The following is a 13557-nucleotide window of genomic DNA, read 5'->3' as shown; positions in this document are numbered from 1 at the left end:
GCCCGTGCCCGCCGAGGAGACTACTGCGCGTCGGGCTTGCGGTCGCGCTCGATCGGGTCGACCAGCGGGTCGGCCTGGTGCGCGGCGTCGCGCTCGCCGAACGCGGGGGCGGTGCCGTCGACGGCGACGGTCTCGTCCTCGTCGGCCGCGACCTCGTTCTCGCTCGGGTCGATCAGGCGCGCGATGGCCTGGCGGTGGATCGTCAGCAGCGTGCCGGGCGTCGACTCGATGACGATCTTGTTGGCGTCGTCGTCGATCGAGACGACGGTGCCGAAGAGGCCGGAGCCGGTCATCAGCTCGACCCCCGGGACCAGGTTGTTCTTCATGTTCTCCGCGTCGCGCTGGCGCTTCTTGTTGTTGCGGAACATGAAGATGATCATCACGGCGAGCAGCAGGACGAGCAGGATGATCGTCGGATCCATGGGTGAGCCTTCCGGAGTGGGTGGCGACTCCGCGCGGCGTCTCAGCCGGGTGCGCGGGATCGAGCGGCCCGTCGGGCCTTGAAGATTATAGGTCATCCCCGAAGAGCGACTGCTGGGACCCGGCGGCCCCGCGCGGGTCGAGCCCGAAATGCCGCCAGGCCGCGGGAGTGGCGACGCGGCCGCGCGGAGTGCGGGTCAGCAGGCCGATCCGCACGAGGAAGGGCTCGACCACCGCCTCGACCGTCTCGGCCTCCTCCCCCACCGAGACGGCGAGGGTGTTGAGCCCGACGGGCCCGCCGTCGAACCGGGTCAGCACGATCTCCATGACGGCGCGGTCGAGGCGGTCGAGGCCGAGCGCATCGACGTCGTAGAGATCGAGCGCGGCCCGGACGGCCGTCACGTCGGCGCGGCCGCCGTGCACGAGGGCGAAGTCGCGCACGCGCCGCAGCAGACGGTTCGCGATGCGGGGCGTGCCCCGGCAGCGACCGGCGATCTCGGCGATCGCGTCCGAGTCGATGTCGAGCTCGAGCAGCCGGGCGGCGCGGGCGAGGACCTGGCGCAGCTCGTCCTCGGCGTAGAACTCGAGGTGCGCGGTGAAGCCGAAGCGGTCGCGGAGGGGGTTCGGGAGCAGGCCCGACCGGGTGGTGGCTCCGACGAGCGTGAAGGGGGCCAGGTCGAGCGGGACCGACGTCGCTCCGGCGCCCTTGCCGACCATGATGTCGATCCGGAAGTCCTCCATCGCGAGGTAGAGCATCTCCTCGGCGGAGCGCGCCATGCGGTGGATCTCGTCGATGAAGAGGATCTCGCCGGGCAGGAGCGACGACAGGACGGCGGCGAGATCGCCGGCGTGCTGGATCGCCGGACCGCTCGAGAGGCGCAGCGGCGACGAGCTCTCCTCCGCGACGATCATCGCGAGCGTGGTCTTGCCGAGGCCCGGAGGACCGGCGAGCAGGATGTGGTCGGGCGTCCGCGCCTGCATCGCCGCGGCCTTCAGCAGGAGCTCGAGCTGCCCGCGGACCTTGCGCTGCCCGACGAACTCGCTCAGGCTCTTGGGCCGCAGGGCGCCCTCGAAGGCGATCTCGGCCTCGGAGACGACCTCGGGGCCGAGCAGTCCGTCGCCGCTCACGAGCGGGCCGCCGGGCCGAGTCGGGCGAGTGCGAGGCGCAGGAGCGCTTGCACGTTCGCGGCGTCGGACGCCTGGGCGTCGAGGAGGATCTCGTCGACCACCTCGGCCGCGATGCGCTCGGGCCAGCCGAGGCCGACGAGCGCCGACAGCACGCTCTGCGCGGCGGTCGCTGCCGGCCCCGAGCCGCGGGCGGCGCGCGGGCGGACCGCGAGCTTGCCCGCGAGCGACAGGATGATGAGTTTCGCCGTCTTCGGGCCGACGCCCGAGACCTTGCGGAACACGGCGTCGTCCTCGTCGGCGACGGCCTGGGCGATGCGCTCGGGCTCGACGGCCCCGAGGACCCCCAGAGCCGACTTCGGCCCGACTCCGGTCACCGCGATGAGGAGCTCGAAGATCTCGAGCTGCTCCTCGTCCGGGAAGCCGTAGAGGGTGAGCGAGTCCTCGCGGACGATGAGCGTGGTCGTGACCGTCGTCTCGTCGCCGACGCGCATCTCGAGCGCGTGCTGCGGAGTCACGTTGACCGCGTAGCCGACGCCGTGGACGTCGATCACGGCGAGACTCCCGCGGGCGGAGAGGACGGTGCCGCGGAGGGAGGAGATCACCGCGTCAGTCTAGATGCTCGAACAGGCGTTCGAGTGGAGGCCTCCGCGGCGCGCCACGCACGCTGCGCCGGCGTCTCCCCTTCCGTCGCGGACGACGGTCCGGCGGCGAGCGGAGCCCGCCACGCGTGGCAGACCGCGAGGGCCAGCGCATCGGCCGCGTCGGCCGGAGTCGGAGGCGCGTCCAGGCGGAGTACGCGCTGGATCATCGCGGTGACCTGCCGCTTGTCGGCGGCTCCGTAGCCTGTGACCGCGGCCTTCACCTCGCTCGGCGTGTGCATGCCGACCGGGAGGGAGCGGCGGGCCGCCGCGACGAGCGCCACTCCGCTGATCTGGGCTATGCCCATGACGGTGCGCACGTTGTTCTGCGCGAAGACGCGTTCGATCGCGACGGCGTCCGGGCGGTGCTCGTCGAGGAGCGCCTCGATGCCGTCGCCCAGCGCCAGCAGGCGCCGCTCGAGCGGGTCGTCGACGGGAGTGCGCAGCACGCTGACGTGCACCAGAGTGGCCCGCCGATCGCGGGCGACGTCGACGATGCCGACGCCGCACCGGGTGAGCCCCGGATCGATCCCGAGGACGCGCATCAGCGCGCGCCTCCCCGTCGACCCGGGGTCACCGGGTCACTCCTCGTTCTCGAGCTCGGCGCGCACCTCGGCGGTGATGTCGAGGTTCGTGTAGACGTTCTGCACGTCGTCCGAGTCCTCGAGCGCGTCGATCAGCCGGAACACCTTGCGGGCGGTCTCGGCGTCGGCCTCGACCTGGAGCGACGCGACGAACTCGACATCTGCGGAGTCGTAGTCGATGCCCGCCTCCTGCAGCGCCGACCGGGCCGGCACGAGCTCGCTCGGCTCGACACGGACCTCGAAGCTCTCGCCGTGGTCGAGGACGTCGTCGACGCCGAAGTCGAGGACCGCGCCGAGGACGTCGTCCTCGGTGACGCTCTCGCCGTGGGGCACGCTGATGACGCCCTTGCGCGCGAAGTTGTAGGCCACGCTGCCCGGGTCCGCCATGGTGCCGCCGTTGCGGGTCATGGCGGTGCGGACGTCGGCCGCCGCGCGGTTCTTGTTGTCGGTGAGGCACTCGACGAGCAGGGCGATGCCGTTCGGGCCGTACGCCTCGTACATGATCGTCGTGTAGTCGATGACCTCGCCGGTGAGGCCGGCGCCGCGCTTGATCGCGCGGTCGATGTTGTCGTTCGGGACCGACGTCTTCTTCGCCTTCTGCACGGCGTCGACGAGCGTCGGGTTGCCGGAGAGGTCGGCTCCGCCGATCTTGGCGGCGACCTCGATGTTCTTGATCAGCTTGGCGAACGACTTCGCGCGACGCGAGTCCTTGATCGCCTTCTGGTGCTTGGTCGTGGCCCACTTGGAATGCCCGGACACGGTGCTCCCTCGGAAAATCGTCGTAATGCGACCCCCGCAGGCGCCGCTGATAGCTGGATCAGTCTAATCCGGAGCCGGCTGTGCTGATTCGGAGCCGGTCCCTGCCCGGCTCCGCGCAGTCGGCTTCCGAGGGTGGTCGCGCAGGAAGAGCGTCCTGCGTCCGGCTACGCTGATCCGCTCGCACGCGGATCGCCGGTTCGCCTCGACCTGGAGAGAGCCGGCCCCCGCCAATTACGGCGCCCACTCGGAGCCGGTCCTCGCCCGGCTCCACGCAGTCGGCAGCGCTTCTCCGGAGCCGGTCCCCGCCCGGCTCCAGGCGGTCCACAGCGCTTCTCGGAGCCGGTCCCCGCCCGGCTCCACGCGGTCGGCTTCCCGAGGCGGTCCCGCAGGTGGAGCGTCCTGCGTCCGGCTACGCCGATCCGCTCGCACGCGGATCGGCGGTTCGCCTCACGCGGTGATCGGGCTGCCGCTCGCAGGACAGGGTCCGATGCGGGCGTCGGGGCCAGGACGCTCCCGCAGGATCGGGAAGGTGGGTCTCGATACGGCGCTGCGCGCCTACTCGACCAGCAGTGGGGGGTGCGGCCCTGAAGCAGCGGCGGTGGGATGCCGGACGGACGGACGCGGCGTCGGCTCCCGCACGATCGGTGAGGGTGTGCCTCCCTTGAAAGAAATTCCCAGTCTCCTTGCCGGTCGAGTAGCCCCGAAGGGGCGTATCGAGACCCGCGTCCTCCAGAAGATCCGCCGTTTCCTCGCCCTGCACTGGCACCGAAGGCGCCCCCTCCGCTCGATACGGCGCTGCGTGCCTGCTCGACCAACAGGAGCCAGTGTCCCGACTGGCAGGGGCCGGATCGGCGACCACCCGCGAGCCGAACCGGCGATTCGCGTGCCAGCGAATCGCCGTAGGCGTTCGCAGGACGCTCCACCCGCGCAACCACCTCGAGAAGCCGACTGCGCCGAGCCGGGCAGGGACCGGCTCGGACGCGGTTGCTGAAGCAGCCGGCTGCGCCGGCTACTTCAGCAACCGCGAGAGAACACGGTCCGCGAGGGGCTTCCCGTTGGTCTGGCAGGTGGGGCAGTACTGGAGGGTGGAGTCGGCGAAGATCACCTGGCGGATCGTGTCGCCGCAGACGGGGCAGGCCTCGCCGGTCCGGCCGTGCACGCGCATGCCGAGCTTCTTCTCCTTCTTGAGGTCGGCGGCGTGCAGCCCCTCGGCACGGCCGAGCGCCTCCTCGAGGGTGTAGCGCAGCGCCGAGTAGAGGCGGTCGAGCTCCTCGGCGGTGAGGGTAGCGGGCTTGAACGGCGACATGCGGGCGACGTGCAGGATCTCGTCGGAGTAGGCGTTGCCGATGCCGGCGATCCGCGACTGGTCGCGCAGCACGCCCTTCAGCTGGGCGCGACCGGCGGTCGCCAGGATCGCACCGAGGATCTCGCGGGTGAAGGCGGGGTCCAGCGGATCGGGTCCGAGTCGGGCCACGCGGTCGACGTCGCGCGGGTCGGCGACGATCGAGAGGGCGAGGCTCTTCTTCGTGCCGGCCTCGGTCACGTCGATCCCGGAGCCGTCCTCGAGGACGAAGCGGGCGGCGAGCGGTCCGCGGCCGGGCTTCACGGGAGCCGTCGGCCGCTCGGGGCGCCAGCGCACCCAGCCCGCGCGGGCCAGATGCAGGAGCACGTGCGCGTCGCCCACCGCGAAGTCGAGGAACTTGCCGTGCCGCTCGACTCCGTGCACCGGCTGCCCGGCAAGGGAGGACGGAGGGATCGCGACGGTCTTGAGCGCCGAGATCGCGAACACGTCGAGCCGTTCGAGGACGTGACCGCCGAGCCGCCCGTCGAGATCGCGCGCGAGCGCCTGCACTTCGGGAAGTTCGGGCATGGCCCTACACTGCCGCGCACCACCGACGCGGTCCACCCCCGCGCGACGGTCAGGCTCCGAAGCGCGTCGCCGCGACCTTCCGCAGGAACAGCTCGTGGAAGCGGTAGTCCCCCGTGATCTCCGGGTGGAACGACGTGCCCATCAGGTTGCCCTGCTCGACCGCGACGACCCGGCCGTCCGCGATCGCGGCGAGGGCGGTCGCCCGCTCCCCCAGCTCCTCCACGATGGGCGCGCGGATGAAGACCGCGTGCACGGGAGGGTCGCCGATCACCGGCACGTCGAGGTCGGTCTCGAAGGAGTCGAGCTGGTTGCCGAAGGCGTTGCGGCGCACGGTCACGTCGAGGCCGCCGAAGCTGTGCTGGCCCTCGATCCGGTCGAGCACGCGGTCGGCGAGCATGATCAGGCCGGCGCAGGTGCCGTAGACGGGCAGGCCCGCCTCGATCGCCTCGCCGATCGGCTCCGCGAGTCCGAAGAGCCGCGAGAGCTTGTCCATCACCGTCGACTCGCCGCCGGGGATGACGAGGCCGGCGACCGAGGCGAGCTCGGCTGGGCGGCGCACGAGCACCACCTCCGCGCCGAGCTCGCGCAGCACAGCCGCGTGCTCGCGGAAGTCGCCCTGGAGCGCCAGGACGCCGACCCGGAGCCCCTCGAGGGACTCGCGGGTCTCGCCCTCCCCCGCGACGCGGGGCCCGGTGCTACCAGCCACGCTCGGAGAGGCGGTGCGGCGCGGGGACGTCGGACACGTTGATGCCGACCATCGCCTCGCCGAGTCCGCGGGACGCCTCCGCGATGACCTTCGCGTCGTCGTAGAAGGTGGTCGCCTTGACGATCGCCGCGGCGCGCTTGGCCGGGTCGCCCGACTTGAAGATGCCGGAACCGACGAAGACGCCGTCGGCGCCGAGCTGCATCATGAGCGCCGCGTCGGCCGGAGTGGCCACGCCGCCGGCCGTGAACAGCACGACCGGGAGCTTGCCGGTCTGCGCGATCTCGGCGACGAGGTCGTAGGGCGCCTGCAGCTCCTTGGCCGCGACGTACAGCTCGTCCTTGGTCATCGCCTTGAGGCGGTTCACCTCGGCCGAGATGGTGCGGATGTGCTTGGTGGCCTCGGAGACGTCGCCGGTGCCGGCCTCCCCCTTGGAGCGGATCATGGCCGCGCCCTCGGTGATGCGGCGCAGCGCCTCGCCGAGGTTCGTCGCTCCGCAGACGAAGGGGACGGTGAACCTCCACTTGTCGATGTGGTTCACGTAGTCGGCCGGCGAGAGGACCTCGGACTCGTCGATGTAGTCGACGCCGAGCTCCGAGAGCACCTGCGCCTCGACGAAGTGGCCGATGCGGGCCTTCGCCATGACGGGGATCGAGACGGAGGAGACGATCGCGTCGATCAGGTCGGGGTCGCTCATCCGCGCGACGCCGCCCTGGGAGCGGATGTCGGCCGGGACGCGCTCGAGCGCCATGACGGCGACGGCGCCGGCGTCCTCGGCGATGCGGGCCTGCTCGGCCGTGACGACGTCCATGATCACGCCGCCCTTGAGCATCTCGGCGAGACCGCGCTTGACGCGGCTCGAGCCGAACTGCTCGGACGCGGCGGAGGAGGAGGGAGTGGTGGTGTCGGTCATGATCGCGGGTCCTGTTTCTCTGCTGTGTCTCCAGCCGGAGGCTGGGCTCTGTCGCCCGCCGACGGCTGGGCTCTGTCTGGGGCCGACGGCCGGGCGGCGTCTCGCGTCGGAGGCGCTGCCGCACGTGCCGCCGACAGCGCCGTCCAGTCTACCGAGGTCCGCCTGCGCGGACCCCGCCTACTCGGCGGGCCAGGCGGCGGCGATGCTCGCGCGGACGTCGCCCAGGAGCTGCGGCAGCGCCTTCGTCCGGGCGATGATCGGGAAGAAGTTCGCGTCGGTCGCCCAGCGCGGAACCACGTGCTGGTGCAGATGCGCGGCGATACCGGCTCCGGCGACCGCGCCCTGGTTCATCCCCAGGTTGAAGCCGTCGTTGTTCGACACCTCGCGGATCACGCGCATCGCGGTCTGCGTGAGGGCGCCGATCTCGGCCACTTCTTCCGGGGTGGCCTCGTCGTACAGCGGGATGTGGCGGTACGGGCAGACGAGGAGGTGGCCGGAGTTGTACGGGAAGAGGTTGAGCAGCACGTACGCGTGCTCGCCGCGGGCGACGATCAGCGCCTCCTCGTCGCTCAGCGTGGGCGCGACGCAGAACGGGCAGTCGTCGGCTCCGGGCTGCCCCTTCTGGATGTAGACCATGCGGTGCGGGGTCCACAGGCGCTGGAACTCGTCGGGGACGCCCGCGAGGTGCGCGGACCCCTCCGCTCCCTCGGGGACGAGCTCGTCCACGCTCACACCTGCGCCTTCGACGCGATCGCCTCGCGGATGCGCGCCACGGCGTCGGCGACGGGGATGCCGTTCTCCTGGGTGCCGTCGCGGAAGCGGAAGCTGACCGCGCCGGCGTCGCGGTCCTTCTCGCCGACGATGATCTGGAACGGCACCTTCTGCAGCGTGGCGTTGCGGATCTTCTTCTGCATCCGGTCGCTGGAGTAGTCGATCTCGGCGCGGACGCCGGCACGCTTGAGCTCGCCCACGACCTCCTCGAGGTAGGGCAGGTACTCGTCCGCGATCGGGATGCCGACGACCTGCACGGGCGAGAGCCAGACGGGGAACGCCCCGGCGTAGTGCTCGGTGAGGATCGCGAAGAAGCGCTCGATCGAGCCGAACAGCGCCCGGTGGATCATCACGGGGCGCTTCTTGGTGCCGTCGGACGCGGTGTACTCCAGCTCGAAGCGCTCGGGCTGGTTGAAATCGAGCTGGATCGTCGACATCTGCCAGGTGCGGCCGATCGCGTCGCGCGCCTGCACCGAGATCTTCGGACCGTAGAACGCGGCTCCGCCCGGATCCGGGACCAGCTCGAGACCCGACTCCACCGCGACCGCGCGGAGCGACTCGATGGCCGCCTCCCACTGCTCGGGGGCGCCGACGAACTTCGGGTTGCCCTCCTCGTTGGTGGAGAGCTCAAGGTAGAAGTCGTTGAGGCCGTAGTCGCGGAGGACCTGGAGGACGAACTCGAGGTTGCGGGTGAGCTCCGCCGCCACGTCCTCCTGCGTCACGTAGATGTGCGCGTCGTCCTGGGTGAGCCCGCGCACGCGGGTGAGGCCCTGCAGGGTCCCGCTCTTCTCGTAGCGGTAGACGGTGCCGAACTCGGCCAGGCGCAGGGGCAGCTCGCGGTAGCTGCGGCCGCGCGAGCGGAAGATCAGGTTGTGGAACGGGCAGTTCATGGGCTTGAGGTAGTAGTCCTGGCCCTGGCGGGTGACGTTGCCGTCCTCGTCCTGCAGCTCGTCGAGGTGCATCGGGGGGAACATGCCCTCGGAGTACCACTGCAGGTGCCCGCTGGTGGTGAAGAGGTCGCCCTTGGTGATGTGCGGCGTGTAGACGAGCTCGTAGTCGTGCGCGAGCAGCTGCTCCCGCATGTACTGCTCGATCTCGTAGCGGATGATGCCGCCCTTGGGGTGGAACACCGCGAGACCGGAGCCGATCTCGTCCGGGAACGAGAACAGGTCGAGCTCGTGCCCGAGCTTGCGGTGATCGCGGCGCGCGGCCTCCTCGAGGCGGGCCTGGTGCGCGCGCAGCTCGTCCTTCGTCGGCCAGGCCGTGCCGTAGACACGCTGCAGCTGGGGGTTCTTCTCGGAGCCGCGCCAGTAGGCGGCGGCGTTGCGGGTGAGCGCGTAGCCGTTGCCGATCATGCGGGTGTTGGGCAGGTGCGGACCGCGGCAGAGGTCCTTCCAGACCGTCTCGCCCGAGCGCGGGTCGACGTTGTCGTAGATCGTCAGCTCGGCGCCGCCGACCTCGACGGACTCCTCGTCACCACCGCCGCCCTTGATGCCGATGAGCTCCAGCTTGTAGGGCTCGCCGGACAGCTCGGCGCGGGCCTCGTCCTCGGTCACGACACGGCGCACGAAGCGCTGCCCCTGGCGGACGATGCGGTCCATCGCCTTCTCGAGCGCCTTCATCGCCTCGGGCGTGAAGGGCTCCTCGACGTCGAAGTCGTAGTAGAAGCCGTCGGTGACGGGCGGGCCGATGCCCAGCTTCGCCTCCGGGTTGATCTGCTGCACCGCCTGGGCGAGCACGTGAGCCGCCGAGTGGCGGAGGATGTTCAGCCCGTCCGGCGAGGAGATCAGGACCGGCTCGATGCGGTCGCCCGGCACGACGTCGGCGGCCAGGTCCTTCAGCTCGCCGTTGACCCGGATCGCCACGACGGCTCGGTCGGAGAAGTGCGTGAAGCCCGTCCCGGCCTCGGTCACCACCGCGACGGACTCGTTCTCGGACGGATTCGACGGTTCGTTCGACACGCGCGGACACTCCTCAGGGCTTCGCCAACCCCTCGACTTTAGTCGCCCGCGTGCGCCGGGACGTTCCGGAGCCGGCTGCGGCAGCGACGGACGGACGTCAGCCGAGCACGGCCCGGACGCGCTCGTCCAGACCGCGGAGGGCGTCGACGAGCTCGCCGCGGTCGGCCCCGTCGAGCAGCAGGTCGTTCTGCACGAGGTGGCGCACGAGGACGGCCTCGACCCCCTCGGGGAGGGCGTCCGAGACGAGAGCGCCCTCGAGGACGGCGAGGACCGCCACCACCGCGAGGGCGTCGTCGACGGAGAGCGGCAGCGCGCTGCGGTCCGTGTCCATGCATCCGATCCCGGACGCAGGTCGCGTGCGTCCGTCTGGGTCCCCTCCACCTTGGCAAAACCCTCGGCGGAGAGAGCCGGAGAACGCCCGGCGGCTTCGTTTCCCGTACAGGCCCGCGGACGGGAGGACTCCGCTCCCTCGGGCTCGGCTCCGCGCTGGTACGGTGTGCGAGACCTGCCCGGCACGCTGTACCGGTACACTGTGCCGGCGTCGGGGTGGGACGCGGACAGGCCGATCAGGAGGAGGATCCGATGAACCGACGCGAGGAGATCCTCCGGGCGGCCCGGGCGCTCGCCGCCGAGCACGGAGTCGCGGCGCTGAGCGTCCGCGGCGTCGCGGCGCGCGCGGGCATCGGGGCCAGCACGCTGCGCCACCACTTCCCCACGCAGCGTGCTCTCTACGACGCGGTGGTCGCGGAGCTCTTCGACCCCGGTCTCGGCGATCTGCGGATCGACGACCGGCGCGTGGATCCGCTCGAGAGACTGCTGGAGTGCGTCGGGCAGTTCCTCCCGGCCGAGGACGCCCCTCCCGCCCTGGGCGGCTGGTTCGCGCTCCACGCGGCGTCCGCCGGTCCGGGCTCGACGGAGCAGGGCCGCGCTCTGGTCGCCGCCCTCGACGCGAGCAGCCGCGCGAGCACGGTGCGCTGGATCGATCTGCTCGCCGAGGAGGGCGTGCTGCGGCGCGGTCCGCTCGAGCAGCACGTGGAGCTGATCCTCGCGCTCGTCGACGGACTGCGGCTGCGGATGCTCGTGCCCGGGAGCGGGACCACTCCGGGCCGAGCGCTCGGCCTCCTGGCGGCGACCCTCGAGCGGGCCGTGATCCGCGACTGATCGTCAGTCCGGGGCGCGGAGCCGTGTCGCCAGCGCGTCGAGCTCCCGACCGAGCACGTCGGACTCCTGCGCGGCGAGTGCGCGGGCCAGCGCGTCCCGCTGCCGATCGTCGAGGGCGTCCGCCGCGACGAGCCCTTCCAGCATCGAGCCGAGATCGGCGAGTGCCGCCGCGTCCCGTCGATCGAGCCCGTCCATCACGCCTCCTCGCGCCCGGGACAGTCTGCGCGCGGACCACCGGGGAGCGCTCCCCCCGGTGCACGTTCGGTACAGCGCCGCTGGCAACCCTCTTGTCGATGATCCGGATCCGGCGTGGGCTGGACTCCTCCCACCGCCGCCGTGCGGCTTCTCGACGAAAGGCGCAGCCATGCTCTCCGACTCACCCATCGGCCCCGTCCTCCTCTCCCAGGACCTCGCTGCTTCGCGCGCGTTCTACGCCGACGCCCTCGGCCTGGAGGTGCTGGAGGAGTCCGACTCCGCCATCGCCTACTCGACGGGAGGGACGCGCCTGACGGTCACCGCCAGTACGACGGGCTCGGAGGACGAGCAGACGAAGGCGGCCTGGCGCGTCGAGGACCTCCGCGCCGAGCTCGACGCCCTCGCGGCGCGCGGAGTGACGCCGGAGGACTACGACAGCGACGAACTGCGCACCGTCGACGGCGTCGCCGATCGCGGCAGCGTCTGGGCTGCCTGGATCCTCGACCCCGACGGCAACGCGCTGGGCATCGAGCAGCCGAAGGACTGATCGTCGAGGCGATCAGCCAGCCCTAGAATCGCCCCATGTCCGACGACTCCCCCCGCACTCCCGCGCCCGGATGGTACCCGCACCCCGCCGACATCGGCTCGGAGCTCTACTGGGACGGCTCGGCCTGGACCGACCGGTCACGCCCCTCCGCACCGCAGGCCCCGCTGTACGGCACGCCGAGCGCCCCCCAGGCCGGTTCGCCCGGAACGGCGTACGGCACCCCTCCGGCAGCGCCTTATGGCTCGGACCCGGCGGTCCCGTCCGCACCGTACGGAGCGGACCCGTACTCAGCCGCCCCGTACGGAGCGAACCCGTACGCCGCGAACCCGTACGACTCCACCGCCGCCTCCGGCCGCAACCCGATGGCCGTTGCGAGCCTCGTGATGGGGATCCTCAGCCTCGTGTTCAACGTGCTGTTCGTCCCCTCGATCCTCGCCATCGTCTTCGCGGTCCGCGGCCGGGCCGCGGCGACGGTCACCGGGATCGGACGGGGCATGGCGACCGCCGGTCTGATCACGGGCATCGTGGGCATCGCCGTCGGCGGCCTCATGTTCCTCGTCAACATCGCCGGGTTCCTCGCCGGCCTCGGCAGCTGAGCCGGGTGCGCCGCCCCGACCCCTCCTCGATGCGCCGATGACGCCGCGTCGGAGCGCCCCCTGGCTCTTCGTCGTCGCCGTCTCGCTCGTCGCCCTGGTCCTCCGCGGCCCGATCGTGGCGGTCGCCCCGGTGATCGACGCCGTCCGCCACGACCTGGCCCTGTCCTCCGGTCAGGCCGGGATCCTCACGAGCATCCCCGTGCTCTGCTTCTCTCTGGCGACCCCCCTCGCCCTCCTCGTCATCCGGCGCGCCGGACCGGACGCCGCCGTGACGGCGACGGTCCTCGGCGTCGCCCTGGGTACCGTCGTCCGCTCGGCCGGCGACACCGTCGCGGTCGTCGCGGGGACGATCCTCATCGGCGTCTTCATCACGATCGGCAATGTCGTCGTCCCGGTCGTCATCCGGCGCGACGTCCCTGCCCGGCGGGTCGACCTCACCACGGGCGTCTACACGGCGGCGCTCAACATCGGCTCGACGATCACCTCCCTCGGCACGGCGCCTCTGGCGAACGCGCTCGGCTGGCGCGGGGCCCTGCTGGCCTGGCTCCTCCTGTCGGCACTCGCACTGCTGGGCTGGCTCGCCGTCGCGGGCCCCTCCGGCGCGTTCCGGCCCGTCCCCCGGCCGGTGCCGCCCGCCGGCCTCGCCGCCGCTCCCCCGCGCGTCTTCCGCAGCGCCACGGTGCTCGCGCTCGCGGTCTGCTTCTCGAGCCAGGCGTTCTCCTACTACGGCGTGACCGCGTGGCTGCCGAGCCTCCTCGTCGACCGCAACGGCTTCTCGGTCGAGACCGCCGGAGCGAGCTCCTCCGTCTTCCAGGTCGCCGCCGTCGTGGGTGCGCTCGGCGTCCCGCTGCTCGTCCGCCGGCTCGCGCCGCTGGGCAGCATCGCGCTCGTCGGCTCACTCTGGTGCACGGTCCCCGCCGGCCTGCTGCTCGCGCCCGACCTCTGGGCGCTGTGGTGCGCTCTGGGCGGCATCGCGCAGGGCGGCGGATTCACGGTGGTGTTCGTCCTCGTAGTCCGGCTCTCGCAGTCCGACGCCCACGCCTCCCGGCTCTCGGCGACCGTCCAGGGCATCGGCTACGCGGTCGCCGCGACGGCGCCCACCGTCCTCGGCGTCGCGCACGACACGAGCGGCGGGTGGGACGCTCCCCTGCTCGTCGTCCTCGCGTCGACGACGTCGTTCCTCGTCTTCGGAACGATCGCCGCCGCGAGGCAGCGGCGGGCCCCGCGACTCCCGGTCGGCTGAGCGCCGCCTGACAGCGCGGGGCATCGCCGTCAAGGGCCACCGCCGGATCGCCGAGCGCCGTAGCGTGG

At 71.8% G+C, this 13557-nt stretch carries 16 protein-coding genes; 4 read left to right on the top strand and 12 right to left on the bottom strand.

Going from position 1 to position 13557, the window contains the following annotated elements:
- Positions 1 to 20: 20 nt before the first annotated feature.
- From yajC to LRG51_RS00825, 11 genes are all read right to left on the bottom strand, one after another.
- A complete protein-coding gene (yajC, locus tag LRG51_RS00875; RefSeq protein ID WP_056867232.1) occupies positions 21 to 422 on the bottom strand; it encodes a preprotein translocase subunit YajC in 402 nt (133 codons plus the stop codon).
- Positions 423 to 507: 85 nt separating this feature from the next.
- Positions 508 to 1548 (bottom strand): Holliday junction branch migration DNA helicase RuvB, encoded by a 1041-nt coding sequence (gene ruvB, locus LRG51_RS00870; RefSeq protein WP_055791747.1) that lies wholly within the window; start codon positions 1546 to 1548, stop codon positions 508 to 510.
- Positions 1545 to 2150 (bottom strand): Holliday junction branch migration protein RuvA, encoded by a 606-nt coding sequence (gene ruvA / locus LRG51_RS00865; RefSeq protein WP_230670450.1) that lies wholly within the window; start codon positions 2148 to 2150, stop codon positions 1545 to 1547. The genes ruvB and ruvA overlap by 4 nt, the downstream gene beginning before the upstream one ends.
- Complete coding sequence (ruvC, locus tag LRG51_RS00860; protein WP_107575292.1) at positions 2147 to 2731, bottom strand: crossover junction endodeoxyribonuclease RuvC; 585 nt, start codon at positions 2729 to 2731, stop codon at positions 2147 to 2149. The genes ruvA and ruvC overlap by 4 nt, the downstream gene beginning before the upstream one ends.
- A 36-nt stretch (positions 2732 to 2767) precedes the next feature.
- Positions 2768 to 3529: a YebC/PmpR family DNA-binding transcriptional regulator gene (locus tag LRG51_RS00855; RefSeq protein ID WP_055791739.1), complete on the bottom strand. Its 762-nt coding sequence runs from the start codon at positions 3527 to 3529 to the stop codon at positions 2768 to 2770.
- A 1009-nt stretch (positions 3530 to 4538) separates the two neighbouring features.
- The gene (locus LRG51_RS00850) at positions 4539 to 5399 is read right to left on the bottom strand and encodes an Fpg/Nei family DNA glycosylase (protein ID WP_230670447.1); all 861 of its coding nucleotides are present in this window, start codon (positions 5397 to 5399) and stop codon (positions 4539 to 4541) included.
- A 49-nt stretch (positions 5400 to 5448) separates the two neighbouring features.
- The gene (pdxT, locus tag LRG51_RS00845) at positions 5449 to 6027 is read right to left on the bottom strand and encodes a pyridoxal 5'-phosphate synthase glutaminase subunit PdxT (RefSeq protein WP_230673063.1); all 579 of its coding nucleotides are present in this window, start codon (positions 6025 to 6027) and stop codon (positions 5449 to 5451) included.
- A 67-nt stretch (positions 6028 to 6094) separates the two neighbouring features.
- Positions 6095 to 7015 (bottom strand): pyridoxal 5'-phosphate synthase lyase subunit PdxS, encoded by a 921-nt coding sequence (pdxS, locus tag LRG51_RS00840; protein WP_230670444.1) that lies wholly within the window; start codon positions 7013 to 7015, stop codon positions 6095 to 6097.
- Positions 7016 to 7192: 177 nt separating this feature from the next.
- Positions 7193 to 7741: an HIT family protein gene (locus LRG51_RS00835; protein ID WP_230670441.1), complete on the bottom strand. Its 549-nt coding sequence runs from the start codon at positions 7739 to 7741 to the stop codon at positions 7193 to 7195.
- A gap of 2 nt (positions 7742 to 7743) precedes the next feature.
- The gene (gene thrS, locus LRG51_RS00830; protein ID WP_230673062.1) at positions 7744 to 9702 is read right to left on the bottom strand and encodes a threonine--tRNA ligase; all 1959 of its coding nucleotides are present in this window, start codon (positions 9700 to 9702) and stop codon (positions 7744 to 7746) included.
- Positions 9703 to 9844: 142 nt separating this feature from the next.
- Positions 9845 to 10078: a hypothetical protein gene (locus tag LRG51_RS00825; RefSeq protein WP_055791728.1), complete on the bottom strand. Its 234-nt coding sequence runs from the start codon at positions 10076 to 10078 to the stop codon at positions 9845 to 9847.
- A gap of 251 nt (positions 10079 to 10329) precedes the next feature.
- Here LRG51_RS00825 and LRG51_RS00820 point away from each other — a divergent pair, with 251 nt between their 5' ends.
- Positions 10330 to 10908 (top strand): TetR/AcrR family transcriptional regulator, encoded by a 579-nt coding sequence (locus tag LRG51_RS00820; RefSeq protein ID WP_230670438.1) that lies wholly within the window; start codon positions 10330 to 10332, stop codon positions 10906 to 10908.
- A gap of 3 nt (positions 10909 to 10911) precedes the next feature.
- On the opposite strand, the gene LRG51_RS00815 is transcribed toward LRG51_RS00820, so the two are convergent.
- Positions 10912 to 11103 (bottom strand): hypothetical protein, encoded by a 192-nt coding sequence (locus LRG51_RS00815; protein ID WP_230670435.1) that lies wholly within the window; start codon positions 11101 to 11103, stop codon positions 10912 to 10914.
- A 169-nt stretch (positions 11104 to 11272) separates the two neighbouring features.
- Here LRG51_RS00815 and LRG51_RS00810 point away from each other — a divergent pair, with 169 nt between their 5' ends.
- Genes LRG51_RS00810 through LRG51_RS00800 form a run of 3 tightly spaced genes read left to right on the top strand, consistent with a single transcriptional unit; the run spans position 11273 to position 13489 of the window.
- Positions 11273 to 11650: a VOC family protein gene (locus tag LRG51_RS00810; protein WP_230670433.1), complete on the top strand. Its 378-nt coding sequence runs from the start codon at positions 11273 to 11275 to the stop codon at positions 11648 to 11650.
- A 35-nt stretch (positions 11651 to 11685) separates the two neighbouring features.
- Entirely contained in the window at positions 11686 to 12246 is a 561-nt protein-coding gene (locus tag LRG51_RS00805) for a DUF4190 domain-containing protein (protein WP_230670431.1), read from the top strand.
- A gap of 37 nt (positions 12247 to 12283) precedes the next feature.
- On the top strand, positions 12284 to 13489 hold the full coding sequence (locus LRG51_RS00800; protein WP_230670429.1) for an MFS transporter: 1206 nt from the start codon (positions 12284 to 12286) through the stop codon (positions 13487 to 13489).
- Positions 13490 to 13557 lie beyond the last annotated feature (68 nt).

Source organism: Rathayibacter sp. Leaf248, from assembly GCF_920939495.1.
In the GTDB taxonomy this organism is placed as follows: Bacteria; Actinomycetota; Actinomycetes; order Actinomycetales; family Microbacteriaceae; genus Rathayibacter; species Rathayibacter caricis.
This window is presented reverse-complemented; position numbering and strand designations above follow the sequence as displayed.

Excerpts from the sequence above, each read along its gene's own strand:
- yajC (WP_056867232.1), bottom strand. The coding sequence starts at position 422 with ATGGATCCGACGATCATCCTGCTCGTCCTGCTGCTCGCCGTGATGATC.
- ruvC (WP_107575292.1), bottom strand. The coding sequence starts at position 2,731 with ATGCGCGTCCTCGGGATCGATCCGGGGCTCACCCGGTGCGGCGTCGGC.
- LRG51_RS00850 (WP_230670447.1), bottom strand. The coding sequence starts at position 5,399 with ATGCCCGAACTTCCCGAAGTGCAGGCGCTCGCGCGCGATCTCGACGGG.
- pdxS (WP_230670444.1), bottom strand. The coding sequence starts at position 7,015 with ATGACCGACACCACCACTCCCTCCTCCTCCGCCGCGTCCGAGCAGTTC.
- LRG51_RS00825 (WP_055791728.1), bottom strand. The coding sequence starts at position 10,078 with ATGGACACGGACCGCAGCGCGCTGCCGCTCTCCGTCGACGACGCCCTC.
- LRG51_RS00820 (WP_230670438.1), top strand. The coding sequence starts at position 10,330 with ATGAACCGACGCGAGGAGATCCTCCGGGCGGCCCGGGCGCTCGCCGCC.
- LRG51_RS00815 (WP_230670435.1), bottom strand. The coding sequence starts at position 11,103 with ATGGACGGGCTCGATCGACGGGACGCGGCGGCACTCGCCGATCTCGGC.
- LRG51_RS00810 (WP_230670433.1), top strand. The coding sequence starts at position 11,273 with ATGCTCTCCGACTCACCCATCGGCCCCGTCCTCCTCTCCCAGGACCTC.
- LRG51_RS00805 (WP_230670431.1), top strand. The coding sequence starts at position 11,686 with ATGTCCGACGACTCCCCCCGCACTCCCGCGCCCGGATGGTACCCGCAC.
- LRG51_RS00800 (WP_230670429.1), top strand. The coding sequence starts at position 12,284 with ATGACGCCGCGTCGGAGCGCCCCCTGGCTCTTCGTCGTCGCCGTCTCG.